The 13,477-nt window shown below is 50.5% G+C and carries 15 protein-coding genes; 10 read left to right on the top strand and 5 right to left on the bottom strand.

Features of this window, described 5'->3' with window-relative positions; translation table 11 throughout:
* Positions 1 to 3: 3 nt before the first annotated feature.
* The 9 genes from panC (at position 4) to AAHF05_RS03810 (ending at position 8,539) form a co-directional block, all read left to right on the top strand.
* Positions 4 to 855, top strand: a complete 852-nt coding sequence (panC, locus tag AAHF05_RS03850) for a pantoate--beta-alanine ligase (RefSeq protein WP_028018323.1) — start codon at positions 4 to 6, stop codon at positions 853 to 855.
* Between the two features lie 33 nt (positions 856 to 888).
* Entirely contained in the window at positions 889 to 1,269 is a 381-nt protein-coding gene (gene panD, locus AAHF05_RS03845; protein ID WP_129323912.1) for an aspartate 1-decarboxylase, read from the top strand.
* A 289-nt stretch (positions 1,270 to 1,558) separates the two neighbouring features.
* On the top strand, positions 1,559 to 2,149 hold the full coding sequence (locus AAHF05_RS03840; protein WP_050482924.1) for a fimbrial protein: 591 nt from the start codon (positions 1,559 to 1,561) through the stop codon (positions 2,147 to 2,149).
* A gap of 74 nt (positions 2,150 to 2,223) precedes the next feature.
* Positions 2,224 to 2,967 carry a fimbrial chaperone gene (locus AAHF05_RS03835; RefSeq protein WP_080282792.1) on the top strand — a complete coding sequence of 248 codons (744 nt, stop codon included), beginning with the start codon at positions 2,224 to 2,226 and terminating at the stop codon, positions 2,965 to 2,967.
* Positions 2,968 to 3,029: 62 nt separating this feature from the next.
* On the top strand, positions 3,030 to 5,618 hold the full coding sequence (locus tag AAHF05_RS03830; protein ID WP_129323913.1) for an outer membrane usher protein: 2,589 nt from the start codon (positions 3,030 to 3,032) through the stop codon (positions 5,616 to 5,618).
* A 27-nt stretch (positions 5,619 to 5,645) separates the two neighbouring features.
* Positions 5,646 to 6,218 carry a fimbrial protein gene (locus AAHF05_RS03825; protein ID WP_129323914.1) on the top strand — a complete coding sequence of 191 codons (573 nt, stop codon included), beginning with the start codon at positions 5,646 to 5,648 and terminating at the stop codon, positions 6,216 to 6,218.
* Between the two features lie 25 nt (positions 6,219 to 6,243).
* Entirely contained in the window at positions 6,244 to 6,795 is a 552-nt protein-coding gene (locus tag AAHF05_RS03820; RefSeq protein ID WP_129323915.1) for a fimbrial protein, read from the top strand.
* A 27-nt stretch (positions 6,796 to 6,822) separates the two neighbouring features.
* A complete protein-coding gene (locus AAHF05_RS03815; RefSeq protein WP_129323916.1) occupies positions 6,823 to 7,440 on the top strand; it encodes a fimbrial-like protein in 618 nt (205 codons plus the stop codon).
* A gap of 16 nt (positions 7,441 to 7,456) precedes the next feature.
* Positions 7,457 to 8,539 (top strand): fimbrial protein, encoded by a 1,083-nt coding sequence (locus AAHF05_RS03810; RefSeq protein WP_164989103.1) that lies wholly within the window; start codon positions 7,457 to 7,459, stop codon positions 8,537 to 8,539.
* 5 nt (positions 8,540 to 8,544) lie between these two features.
* On the opposite strand, the gene AAHF05_RS03805 is transcribed toward AAHF05_RS03810, so the two are convergent.
* The 4 genes from AAHF05_RS03805 to AAHF05_RS03790 all read right to left on the bottom strand — a co-directional run bounded on the left by AAHF05_RS03805 (position 8,545) and on the right by AAHF05_RS03790 (position 12,095).
* A complete protein-coding gene (locus AAHF05_RS03805; protein WP_108089582.1) occupies positions 8,545 to 9,792 on the bottom strand; it encodes a polysaccharide deacetylase family protein in 1,248 nt (415 codons plus the stop codon).
* Positions 9,793 to 9,856: 64 nt separating this feature from the next.
* Positions 9,857 to 10,297, bottom strand: coding sequence for a PTS sugar transporter subunit IIA (locus AAHF05_RS03800; protein ID WP_108089581.1), 441 nt, complete (start codon positions 10,295 to 10,297; stop codon positions 9,857 to 9,859).
* A gap of 104 nt (positions 10,298 to 10,401) precedes the next feature.
* Positions 10,402 to 11,172 carry an ABC transporter permease gene (locus AAHF05_RS03795; protein ID WP_028016718.1) on the bottom strand — a complete coding sequence of 257 codons (771 nt, stop codon included), beginning with the start codon at positions 11,170 to 11,172 and terminating at the stop codon, positions 10,402 to 10,404.
* Entirely contained in the window at positions 11,169 to 12,095 is a 927-nt protein-coding gene (locus AAHF05_RS03790; protein ID WP_028016717.1) for an ABC transporter ATP-binding protein, read from the bottom strand. The genes AAHF05_RS03795 and AAHF05_RS03790 overlap by 4 nt, the downstream gene beginning before the upstream one ends.
* A gap of 107 nt (positions 12,096 to 12,202) precedes the next feature.
* Here AAHF05_RS03790 and can point away from each other — a divergent pair, with 107 nt between their 5' ends.
* Positions 12,203 to 12,865: a carbonate dehydratase gene (can, locus tag AAHF05_RS03785; RefSeq protein ID WP_028016716.1), complete on the top strand. Its 663-nt coding sequence runs from the start codon at positions 12,203 to 12,205 to the stop codon at positions 12,863 to 12,865.
* Positions 12,866 to 12,926: 61 nt separating this feature from the next.
* Here can and hpt read toward each other — a convergent pair whose 3' ends face one another.
* Positions 12,927 to 13,463 (bottom strand): hypoxanthine phosphoribosyltransferase, encoded by a 537-nt coding sequence (hpt, locus tag AAHF05_RS03780; RefSeq protein ID WP_008501948.1) that lies wholly within the window; start codon positions 13,461 to 13,463, stop codon positions 12,927 to 12,929.
* Positions 13,464 to 13,477: the final 14 nt, after the last annotated feature.

Genomic DNA, 13,477 nt, shown 5'->3' with positions numbered 1-13,477 from the left:
GTTGTGCTAATCATTGAAACCCTGCCGCTGCTGCGCCAGCACATCCGTCGTGCACGTCAGGAAGGTAAACGCATCGCACTGGTCCCGACCATGGGCAACCTGCATGACGGCCATATGAAGCTGGTCGATGAGGCGAGAGCCCGGGCAGACATCGTGGTGGTCAGTATCTTCGTTAACCCAATGCAGTTTGACCGCGCCGACGACCTGGCACGCTACCCGCGCACCCTGCAGGAAGATTGCGAGAAGCTCAAAAAACGCCATGCGGATATTGTCTTCTCCCCAGCTCCCGCCGATGTCTACCCTCAGGGTACCGACGAAGCAACTTACGTTGACGTTCCGGGCATTTCCACCATGCTGGAAGGCGCGAGCCGTCCGGGTCATTTCCGCGGTGTGTCCACCATCGTCAGCAAACTGTTCAATCTGGTGCAGCCAGACGTTGCCTGCTTCGGCGAGAAGGATTTCCAGCAACTGGCATTGATCCGCAAGATGGTTGCCGATATGGGTTACGATATCGAGATCGTCGGCGTGCCGATTGTGCGTGCCAAAGACGGGCTGGCGCTCAGCTCCCGTAACGGCTATCTGACGGCCGATCAGCGCAAAATCGCGCCGGGCTTAAGCAAGGTCATGAATACCATGGCTGAGCAACTTCTGGCTAAAGAATTAAGTGCAGAAGAGATTATCGCCCTGGCCGAACAAGCGTTAAACGAAAAAGGTTTCCGCGCTGACGACGTTCAAATTCGCGATGCCGATACGCTGCTGGAGCTTGCAGAGACCAGCAAACGTGCGGTGATCCTGGTGGCGGCATGGCTCGGCCAGGCCCGCCTTATTGACAATAAAGTGGTTGAGCTGGCGTAGTTTTCTCTACCCGGACGATTAAAGGTAAACGTAATGATTCGCAAAATGCTGCAAGGTAAGCTTCACCGAGTGAAAGTCACCCAGGCCGACCTGCACTATGAAGGCTCCTGCGCAATCGACCAGGATTTTCTGGACGCAGCTGGCATCCTTGAAAATGAAGCGATTGATATCTGGAACGTGAACAACGGCAAACGCTTCTCTACCTACGCGATTGCCGCCGAGCGCGGCTCAAAAATTATCTCCGTCAACGGCGCGGCAGCACACTGCGCTGACGTGGGTGACATCATAATCATCGCCAGCTTCGTCATGATGTCCGACGAAGAAGCGCACCGCTGGCAGCCGAAAGTGGCCTACTTCGAAGGCGACAACGACATGAAACGCACCGCAAAGGCAATTCCTGTTCAGGTTGCCTGATAAAAAGGCCCGAATTATATCGCCAGATAAATAATTCGGGCCGGCAGATATAATTATCACCAAGAAATATTATTCTTCAAAAAGAAATGTTTCGCCAGTCCTTTCCATTTTTTTAAGATTTTATTTAATCTTTTCACAATACCACTATTAACCAACTGGTTTATTTGAAAAAACAGAATAGCTAAAGCCCATTTTAAGTAAATTTAAAATTACTTTTTTTAGTGTGCACTCTATTATCCGTCCGCCAAAAACAATGTTTGGCTTTTTAATCTTTTACATGGATATTGTTATGTCACTGAAAAAAATTAGCATGGCAGCTGCTACCGTAGTTCTGGCACTGGGTTCCTCTTCATCTTTCGCTGCTACCGATCTTGGCCTGATCACATTTGACGGCGCAGTTACCGATACCACCTGTACTATTACCACCAACAATGGTGAAGGTACTAACAACATCACTATCGCACTGCCAGTCGTTAAAAAATCCGACGTTGAAAGCACCACTATCGATAAAGGTGTTGGCGCGAAAAACTTCGAACTGCTGCTGACAAACTGCCCAGGAACTGTATCTAAAGCTTCCGCAAACTTCATGTCTAAAAACATGGGTTCCGTGGCTAACGGTACCGTTGATCCAGACTCTAACGTTGCAGGTTCAGCAACCAACGTAAGCCTGGCGATGTATAACAACTCCACCAGCAATACCGATCGTATTATGGTTGGTCAGCCTGACAATAACACGCAGGTTGCACCAGTGACCAATGGCTCCGGCAAACTGTACTACCGTGTGGCTTACGTTCCAGGTTCTGCATGGGTGAAAGACACTAACCCAGTCACTGCGGGTAAAGTCTCCGCTAACGCTTACTTCACCATGAGCTACGAATAATCGTCGATTATTTATTTAATAATGCGCCCGCTTAGCCGTGGGCGCTTGTTTATCTCAATTATCCTGGAGTGGATATGCGACAGCTTAATGCAAAAATGATCAAAGGAATGAAAGCACTCTCTTTTGTGCTGACCAGCATAATGGCATGTCATGCCCACGCTGATATTGTTATCTCCGGAACCCGTATTATTTATCCTGAAAAAGCAAAAGATGTTGTGGTAAATCTGGAAAACAGAGGCTCACACCCTTTACTCGTTCAGTCATGGCTGGATGATGGCCGCGACACGACCGACCCTCAGGAGCTTAAATTACCGTTTGTCATTACACCGCCGGTAACTCGCGTAGAAGCGCAAAAAGGCCAGTCTATCCGCATTACCTCACTCGGCCAGTCATTACCCAAAGACCGTGAATCACTGTTCTGGTTTAACGTGCTGGAAGTACCACCCAAAGCCAAAAACAATGGCGATCAGAATATGCTGCAACTGGCTTTCCGCACGCGTATCAAACTCTTTTTCCGCCCAACAGGACTCAAAGGTTCACCCGATGAATCTGCAAAGCACCTGATCTGGTCGCAGAAAAAAGTTGCTAACGATGTTGTGCTGGTTGCGAAGAATGATTCTGCATACAACGTTTCCATTGCCTCTGCTTCTCTGACCGTGAATGGCAAAAAATATGAAGTGGAGAGTAGTTCTGTGAAACCGTTCTCCAGCGAAACAATGAAAGTGAAAGGGCTGACTGGCATTAGCAACGGCAAAGTTAATTATGCATCTATTAATGACTTTGGTGGAATGCAAGAACAAGAAGCAGCACTTAACTAATAATAATCATATTACATGGCTATGCCGAACACGTTATCGGCAACACACGGATCGGGATAATAATGTTTTTTCGACGTTCATTTCTGTGCCTTTCTATTAGTGCGGCAATACCTCTGAATGCTATCGCGGATGATATTAAATCCACTGTCAATTCCGCAGCGGATGATGTCGAGTTTAACGACCAGTTTTTATTTAACACGGGTAATAAAATCGACGTGGGTCGTTTTTCGCAAGGTAACCCTATTTTACCGGGGAAATATCAGACCAAAATAAATGTTAATGGCAAAGCAAAAATAACTACCGAAGTCGAGTTTAAAGATAACGGCACACCGCGTGCTACGCCGTGTATGACGCTAACCCTGCTTAAGCAGATCGGTATTAATACTGAATCGATCGAAAAAAATGATTCGAGCGATGCGGCAGCGTGTATTGATATTGCAAAAGCCTTCCCTGGTGCAACGGCTAATTTCAACACGTCGACACAAGAACTGGATTTGACCGTTCCCCAGCTGTATGTGCTTAAACTCCCTCAGGGATATGTCGACCCTTCACTCTGGGAAGAAGGTATTCCTGTCGCAATGGCGTCCTACGACCTCAACGCCTGGCACAGTGAAGGTACGGGCAGCAACAGTGACAGCGCCTATGCAGGCTTACGTTACGGTGCCAATTTAGGCCCGTGGCGTTTCCGTTCGCGCGGGAGTCTGAACTGGAATGAAAAAAACGGCAGCGATTACTCAAACCAGGATATTTATCTGCAGAGAGATATCACGCCGCTTAAAGCTCAGATGTTGATTGGCGACTCTTACACGCGTGGTGACGCATTTGACTCGATCGGCCTGCGCGGTTTACGTCTTTATAATGACGATCGTATGCTGCCGAACGGGCTTTCCAGCTATGCGCCTGTCATCCGCGGTGTTGCTAACAGCAACGCCCGTGTCTCTGTAACACAAAGCGGGAACAAGATTTATGAAACAACCGTGCCACCGGGTGCATTTGAGATTTCCGATCTCAGCACCACAGGCTACGGCAACGACCTGCTGGTGACTATCGAGGAAGCCGATGGCAGCAAGCGCTCCTTCTCGGTTCCGTATTCATCCGTGACTCAAATGTTACGTCCGGGCTTCGCACGCTGGGATGTTGGGGCTGGCGAGTTACATGACGATTCACTGCATGATTCACCGAAAGTGGCTTATGCCACCCTCTATTATGGGCTGAACAATACCTTCACCGGGTATACCGGCCTGCAATATATGGACACCGGTTTTTACGCGGGTCTCGCGGGTCTTGCCATGAATACAGAGATCGGTGCATTCGCACTGGATGTGACCCACTCCAGCGCGGATATCGACGGACTTCGCACGCTGACAGGCCAGAGCTATCGACTCTCCTTCAGTAAGATGCTCTCCGCAACGGACACTTCATTAAACGTGGCAGCCTACCGCTTCTCCACAGAGGACTACCTCAGCCTGCACGATGCGGCATCTCTGGCCGATCGCGTGAAGTATCGCGATCGGGCGCTGAAACCGGGCAGTGGCAGCCAGGATGTGTATAACACCTTCCAGCGTATGAAAAACCAAATCCAGGTCAACATCAGCCAGCCGCTACGCAGTGGCAAAGTGGATTATGGCTCGATGTACGTCAACGGTAGCTGGCAGGATTACTGGGATGGCAGCCGTTCAAGCTCTAACTATACCGTGGGTTATAGCAACGCCTTTACCTATGGCAGTTACAGCGTCTCCTTGCAGCGTACTTATGATGAATTTGGTGAACAGGAAGACAGCGTTTACCTCAACGTCAGCCTGCCGTTCGATGCGCTGTTTGGTACGGGTAAACGCCCTGCCGGTTTCAACAGCGTTAACGTGGGTCTGAACTCTGATTTCAAAGGCAGTACGAGTCTCAATACCACCGCAAACGGCAATACCGAGGACAACCGCTTCAACTACAGCGTGACGAGCAGCAATAGCCGCACGGATGAGAGTACGCTCAATCAGATCAGCGGCTACGGCAGTTATAACAGCCCTTATGGTCCGCTAAGCCTTTCTGCCTCAGCGAGCGATGACAACCAGCAACAATATTCTGCCAGCTACAGCGGCGGCATGCTGCTGCATTCCGGAGGGATCACGCTGGCACCGGGCAGCATCAGTGATACCGACTCGCTGGCACTGATTAAAGCCAGTGGAGCAAAAGGGGCACGTCTGAATAACGGTGACGGTGAAATCGGCAATTCCGGCTACGCCATCATGCCCTATCTTTCCGCCTACCGCGAAAACCGTATCGGCCTCGACACCAGCACCATGAGTGCCGACGTTGAAGTGAAAAATACCAGTACGGTTGCCGTACCGCGTAGCGGCGCCGTGGTGCTGGTCAATTTCGAAACCGACGAAGGTCGTTCGGCAGTACTTGAACTCCAGCGTTCTGATAACGGCTTCATCCCTCTCGGCGCCGACGTGCTGAACGAGAAAGGAGAGATTGTCGGCAGCGTGGGCCAGGCTGGACAAGCCTATGTTCGCGGTATCGAAGACAAAGGCACGCTCAGGGTTGTCTGGGGAAACGGGCAGCAAAGTGCCTGTAATGTGCATTATCAGATTCAACCCGATGCACAGAAAGCGGGTCTGACCACGCTTTTAACCCATCAACTCTGCCGGATGTAATTCATATATAACAGGGAGTTTTCACTCATGACGTTCACGTTGAATCATTTCGTTCGCTGCATTTATGCAGCAACGCTTTTGTCTGTTACCTGTGGCTATGCCCGGGCTGCGGATAATCTCGATGTTACCTTCACTGCCAACATTCGGGAAACCACCTGTGATATGGCCATCAGTGGCGGAACAGGCAATGGTAAAAACAACACCATTACGCTCGGAACCAACGCGAAAACCCGTATTGATACGATTGCGGCAGGTACAGCGACAACCGATTTCAAACTGGTGCTGACAGAGTGTCCATCCAGTCTCTCTTCACTGAAAACAACCGTAAGCGGTTCAGCATCAACAGTGAAGACGGCCATTGCTAACAGTGAGACGTCTGGTGGAGCCAGCTATGTTGGGGTGTCTATTGCGCGTAGTTCAGCACCGACAACGCCTTTTGAGATCAACTCGACAGATGACAGCAAACGTATTGTCTGGACCCCGGGTGAAATCACGGCAAAAGAAGTACCTTTAACCGCCAAACTGGTAGAAACCCAGGCAGGCAGTGCAACGACGGGTACGTTCAGCGCCGTCGCCACGTTTAACTTCTATTACGAATAACCAGACAGAAAACGGAGAAACTATAATGGAATTTAAACCTACGATCTTTGCCCTCTCTGTGCTGGGATTCGTATCCACAGCCGCCTCTGCGACCATTACCGGGACGAGCAGTGTTTCAGCAACCTTCAACACCACCATTGAAGCGGGGACCTGTAGCGCTCAGGTGCAGAATGCTTCTGGCTCACCAGTATCTCAAATAAATTTCGGTGATGTCTTCAAATCCGATCTGGCCAATAAAACCCGTGAAGAAGCGTTCAAAATTGCCTTCACCGGATGTGCTGGTGTGTCATCAGCAGCCATCAGAGCAACCACTGGCGCAGGTGGCAGCTGTTCCTCCGCCTCCAGCCTGAATTTTGGTGCAAATAACAATACGGCATTTGAACTGTGGAATGGGGATTCAGCGACAGGTACCCAACTGAGCTGTAAATCACCACAAACCGAAACCGTGACTATTTCGTCAGGTACAGCAACGTATAATTTGAGTTCACGCGTTGTGGTTGCTGACGGTAAGACCGTTGCTGACGTCACTACAGGGTCGGTTACTTCACCTGTTACGTTTCTGGTCACCTATCAATAAGCATAAAGAACAGGCGGTAGCTTGACGATGCGAAATACACCGTTATTTATAAAAAAATACAGGCTGCTGCTGGCCGTTATTTCAGGTTTGCTGATCCCAGCCTCATCCCATGCGGATGGGGCATGGATGGACGTTAATATCAGGGCCAATATTGTTGCCAATACCTGTAAAATAAACGTCTCGAACGGCGGCCAGGTTCAATTGCCGGTGGTTGCCCGCAGCTGGTTTTTCAATACCGATGGCAGTAATAAATACAATGCAGCCCAGGATGCAGGCGGAACGCGGTTTTCTGTACAAGTGACTGATTGTGATGATATAGCTAGTGGTGTGGCAAGCAAATTACATTTCAGCTTTACACCGCAATCGGGATCTCTGGCAGTGGGCAATAAGCAGGTATTTGCTAACGATAAAGAGCTGGAAGGTGACGGAGCCAAAAATGTCGGTCTTGTCATTTTTTCAGACACCTTTCATCAGAACGTTTTAAAACCAGATGGCAGTTCTGATGTGGTTTACGATGTCACCTCGCAGCAAAAGAACTTTGCTTATCTGACAGATTACGATTTCTATGCTCGTTATCAGAACACAGCAGCAATTACCGCTGGCAGAATTACCAGCAACGTTCTGGTTAACGTCATTTATGAATAAATTACAAGGAAATGTAATGAAGAAAATAATACTCGCGCTGGCAGGGTTGCTATCGCTTTTTATCATAAAACCGACACTGGCGGATCAGAGTTGTTATATTAACTCCAGCGCCGCTGGTATTTACACCGTTCCAAACGATCCGATCACTCGAAATTTAAATGCTAGTATCTATGATGGCCCAGTCAGCCAAGTTGAAGGTACAACTGGAACCTATGATTATACGATTCCTTTTCGCGGCAGCAATCCTATTGGATGTAAAAGTGCATCACCCTGGGATAACTCCGTCCATGTGATAACTGACAGCAGTCTGCTTGATACAAAATATGTTGGGCCTAGCGGTCAAGCACTCTTTAAAACAAGCGTGCCTGGTATTGTGTATAGCGCAACATTATGGTGCGCCGAACAAAGTGGCTGTGGTTCGAATCACGACAACGTTCAACTACTCTACCCCGCAGGAGGTGGTAACGAGAATGTATATCCTTCACAGAGTGGGTTTACATGGGAGAGTGCCGATACTGGCTGGAGTTTACGTTTAGATTATTTCAGAACACCTGATTTTCACCCAGAAAAAGGCGTTTCAACGGGCCATTCAATAGCAGGAACCATTGGTCAGTTCAGGATCGGTCCTGCGGGGCAACCTGTCATTACCTTTACGGTGACAGACAGCACCCTGAACTTCTACATTCCCGATCTGACCTGCTCTATACAGCTGCAGGGCGGCTCGAACAACGTCAGCCTGGGCGACTATTTTGTCAGCGATATTAAGAAAAACAGTACACAAGCGGTGCCTTTTAGCTTCAGTACACAGAACTGCTACGCGACAAGACTGACGGTCAAAATGGTTAGCGGATACCCGTCTTCGGTTTCGGGTCTGCTTGCTAAAAGTGCTGGAAGCGCATCAGGCGTTGCCGTGAAGATCATGAATACCGATCACGATGTGCAGATGAAACCCGATGGCTCAGTCAGCGTTAGCGATATTCGTAATCAATGGGGGGCTAATACCAGCTACAACTATTCCGCACAAGTTGTACCGGATGGTAGTGCGGTAAAATCGGGCGATTTCAAGACGGCGGCCACCTTCAGTATTACTTACGAATAAGTGCATCACCCCTGCGGCTGATTACTGATCAGCCGCGACATCGTCTCCAGCGAATCCGTTCTTAAGATATACAGGCGTTTCAGTAAGAACGGATTATCTCCCGGTTTCACCTTTCCCCTTACCGTCGTCACTGCCAGGTGGAACCCTGCATCGTTCGCCGCTTTTATCGCCTTCTCGTCGTAGCCACCAAACGGATATGAGAGGTAAAGCACGTGCGGGTTAAACTGCGCCAGGTCCCGTCGTGAGCGCTTAAAATCAAACAAAATATTGTGGTAGCTGCGGCTCAGTAAAATGGGCTGATGATTGACGTCAACGCGGTGCAGAAAATGCGTGTGAGACTGATAGTCGAACACGTCATGCATCTGCTCCAGCTCCGACACGCTCATAAACTGCAGGAATTTTGGTGCCCATTTTTGCGGATGCCGCTTGATGCGCGAGGAAATAATAAACGCCGTCGCCTTAAAACCATACTCTTTCAGGATCGGGTAAGCATAGCGGTTCACGGACTTCAGCCCGTCATCGAAGGTGATCACCACGGCCTTTGCGGGTAGGTTCATTTTATTTCGTACGTACCCTTCCAGCTGGTACATGGTCAGGGTGGTGTAGCCCTGGTCGCGAAGCCAGGTCATCTGGTTGTTAAAGGCCCGCACGCTGGTGGTTGTGGAGGTATGACGGAAACGAGTGTTCTCTTCATCACGCAAAATATGGTGGTAAGTAATAACCGGAATACCGTTGTCTTCCTGTGCATCCAGGCTGCTGACCCATGCCAGACGGTTGCCGATGCGGATCTGGAACCAGGTCTGGTTCAGACGGTCCTTAAGCTTGTTCAGTATAGGGTAGCGAAGATTGGCGCTTAACGTCCCGAACGGCGCGCTACCGCTGGAGGGTGCGTTATAGATCGGCGTGTCTTTCCAGGTAATGAGGTTCTGATTGCTCAGCGGTTTATTCAAATCGCCAAGGCTGTCCTCGACGCGCTGTTTCCCCTGAACCGGCTCAAGGTGCCCCTTGTCGATAAAGCCCGTGCCAAAACCGAAGCGAAATTCGTAGTAATCCGCCGCCGCAGGCACGACGGCCAGGATCTGCCCCGCCCGCACGTTGCCAACATTAATGACGCTGTTCCCCACCTGCGCCCAGATCGCCGCATCTTCGGTGGTTTGCATATATTGAGCAGGCAGACTTTGCTGACTGAGTAAACTGGCAGAAGAAATGCCAGACACGAACATCAATAGCAGGAAAACAATACGCGTGAACATGAGGGTCTTATTCGAAGCGGAAATACTTATGCCATTGTAGCAAAAGCGACATCAATACCAACGTTTAATTCTTATACAGGTCATGAAGCAGGACGAAAGGAGGATTTTTTTGCTGCTGATGCCACAAGCTGCTGACGTCCGGCGCGCCCTGCTCCACAATAGCGTCACGGAAGCCGGCACTGGTTAACGTTTCACGCTGCGGATACATCATTTTCAGTAATGGAAGGCTGATGCCCGAGATCACCTCACAGCAATCATGCTTATGGCTCAGCAATGCGGCTGCGCGGTAAGGCGCCGCGCCCGATTTATCGGTCAAAAAAATCACGCCATCACCGGTATCGGTTTCATGCAGGGCATCGCACATCATGCGGCTGAGCATGTTGGTGCTCAACCCACGCCAGTAATTTACCGCCCGGCATTGCGCCAGCGGGCCAAATTTGGCTTCAAGCTTATCCAGCATGTCCTGCGCCCGTTCATCGTGGCAGGTAATCACCCATCCCAACATAACTCTCTCCTTAGCAGGCAAGTAGTTTAGCGGAGTGAAGGTTCGCTTTGGGTGATAACTGTCAAAGAAAGTGCCCGGCAAACAGAATGTCGCCGGGCAGACGGTTAGCTGCGAAGACCGCGCCCGCGCTGGATCAAATACCAGCACAGCAGATAGAAGAAGAGGATAAACACCACCAGCACCGCCACCGTGGTAAACAGCGGCACATCGGTAATGCCAAGGAAGCCAAAGCGGAAGCCGCTGATCATGTACACAATCGGGTTCAGGTGCGACAGTGCCTGCCAGAACGGAGGCAGCAGCGTGAGGGAGTAGAATACCCCACCCAGATAAGTCAGTGGCGTCAGCACAAAGGTCGGGATCAGGCTGATGTCGTCAAACGTTTTGGCGAAGACTGCATTCAGCAGGCCAGCCAGCGAGAACAAGATTGCCGTCAGCAATAACGTCAGCGCGACAAACAGCCAGGAATGCACCTGGAACGGCACAAAGAACAGCGAGATCGCCGTGACCAGAATCCCCACACAGAGGCCACGCGCCACGCCACCACCGACATAACCGGCGATAATGACGTGCGTTGGCACAGGCGCGACCAGCAGCTCTTCAATATTACGCTGGAACTTGGCGCTAAAGAATGACGACGCCACGTTGGCATAGGCGTTAGTGATCACCGCCATCATGATCAGACCCGGCACGATAAACTGCATATAGGTAAAACCGTGCATCTCACCAATCCGGGAGCCAATCAGGTTGCCGAAGATGATGAAATAGAGCGTCATGGTGATCACCGGCGGCACCAGGGTTTGCACCCAGATGCGCATAAAGCGGTTAATCTCTTTCGCCCAGATACTTTTCAGCGCGACCCAGTAAAGATGCGTCATGCCTTGTCTCCTTGTTTATCCTGCACCAGAGAGACAAACAGCTCTTCCAGTCGGTTCGCTTTGTTACGCATACTTAAGACCTGAACGCCCTGTGCGCTTAGCTGAGAGAACACGCTGTTAATCCCCTGCTCACGCAGCACTTCCACTTCCAGCGTCGAGGTATCCACCAGACGATACTGATACCCTTCCAGTTTTGGCAGCGGGCTTTTCGCCGCCAGGTCGAGGATAAAGGTTTCTGATTTCAGCTTGGAGAGCAGGTCTTTCATCGAGGTGTTTTCCACCAGCTCGCCATTCTGAATGATACCGATGTTGCGGCAGAGCATTTCGGCTTCTTCGAGGTAATGGGTTGTCAGAATAATGGTGGTGCCTTTGTCGTTAAGATCTTTCAGGAACCCCCACATTGAGCGGCGAAGTTCGATGTCCACACCAGCGGTGGGCTCATCAAGGATCAACAGTTTTGGTTCATGCATCAGCGCACGCGCAATCATCAAACGGCGCTTCATCCCACCGGATAACATCCGCGCACGTTCGTTACGCTTTTCCCACAAATCGAGCTGTTTGAGATACTTTTCGCTGCGCTCAAGCGCCTCTTTGCGCTCAACGCCGTAGTAACCTGCCTGGTTCACTACAATCTGTTGTACGGTTTCAAAGGGGTTAAAGTTGAACTCCTGCGGAACCAGCCCCAGCTGGCGCTTGGCGTTCACCACGTCTTTTTGCAGGTCATAACCAAAGACGCTGACCCGACCGGATGTTTTATTAACCAGCGAGCTGATAATACCGATAGTGGTGGATTTCCCCGCGCCGTTCGGTCCCAGAAGCGCGTAAAAATCACCGGCCTCTACTTTTAGATCTATCCCGCGTAGCGCCTGAACGCCACCTGGATAGGTTTTTTTAAGCTGCTCAAGCTCCAGTGCAATAGCCATGAATTTAACTTACCTTCAGTTCTTACACACGTTGTGTGGTTTCATTAAAAGTCGGGTTACCCTATAGTAGCGCAACGCAATAACTCGGTTACAGGTCGCTAACCTCCATGAACAACATAGATACACTCATCAGCAACAATGCACTATGGTCAAAAATGCTGGTGGAGGAAGACCCCGGATTTTTTGGAAAACTGGCGCAAGCCCAGAACCCACGCTTTCTGTGGATTGGGTGTTCCGACAGCCGCGTCCCGGCCGAACGCCTGACCGGCCTCGAGCCCGGCGAACTGTTTGTTCACCGTAATGTCGCCAACCTGGTGATCCATACCGACCTCAACTGTCTTTCTGTGGTTCAGTATGCCGTTGACGTTCTGGAAGTCGAGCACATCATTATTTGCGGTCACTATGGCTGCGGCGGCGTGCAGGCGGCGGTTGAAAACACGGAACTGGGGCTCATTGATAACTGGCTGCTGCACATCCGCGATATCTGGTTCAAACATAGCTCACTGCTCGGCGAAATGCCGCAGGAGCGTCGCATGGACACCCTTTGCGAACTCAACGTGATGGAGCAGGTCTATAACCTGGGCCACTCAACGATTATGCAATCGGCGTGGAAACGCGGGCAGAAGGTCTCTGTCCACGGCTGGGCGTACGGTATTCACGATGGCCTGCTGCGCAATCTGGAAGTGACTGCAACAAACCGCGAAACGCTGGAACAGCGTTACCGTTCGGGAATTGCCAACCTTCAGCTTAAGCATGTAAACCATAAATAAAGCCGGGAATTTTCTCCCTCTCCCTATGGGAGAGGGCCGGGGTGAGGGCATCAGCCCACCATTACTCGTCCAGCAATACCACTTTCCCCACATACGGCAGATGACGATAGCGCTGCGCGTAGTCAATGCCGTAACCGACGACGAATTCGTCAGGAATCGAGAAACCCACGAACTCTACCGGCACCTGCACTTCACGGCGGTCAGGTTTATCCAGTAGCGTACAAATCGCCAGCGATTTTGGCTCACGCAGGCTCAGGATCTCGCGCACTTTAGACAGCGTGTTGCCGGAGTCGATGATGTCCTCAACGATCAACACATCTTTGCCACGAATATCTTCATCCAGGTCTTTCAGGATTTTCACATCACGGGTTGTGGACATGCCGCTGCCGTAACTGGAGGCGGTCATAAAATCGACCTCATGTGGCACATGCACTTCACGGCACAGGTCTGCCATGAACATGAAAGAGCCACGCAACAGACCGACCAGCACCATTTCGCTGCCGCTGTCCTTGTAATGTTCGGTGATTTGACGACCCAGTTCGGCGATACGCGCTTTGATCTCGGCTTCCGGGATCATCACTTCAACAGTATGTTTCATATTACTAACCATAT

Source organism: Enterobacter adelaidei, from assembly GCF_041937165.1.
Lineage (GTDB): Bacteria > Pseudomonadota > Gammaproteobacteria > Enterobacterales > Enterobacteriaceae > Enterobacter > Enterobacter adelaidei.
Note: the sequence above shows the minus strand (reverse complement) of the source record. Positions and strands in the feature narration are given on the sequence as shown.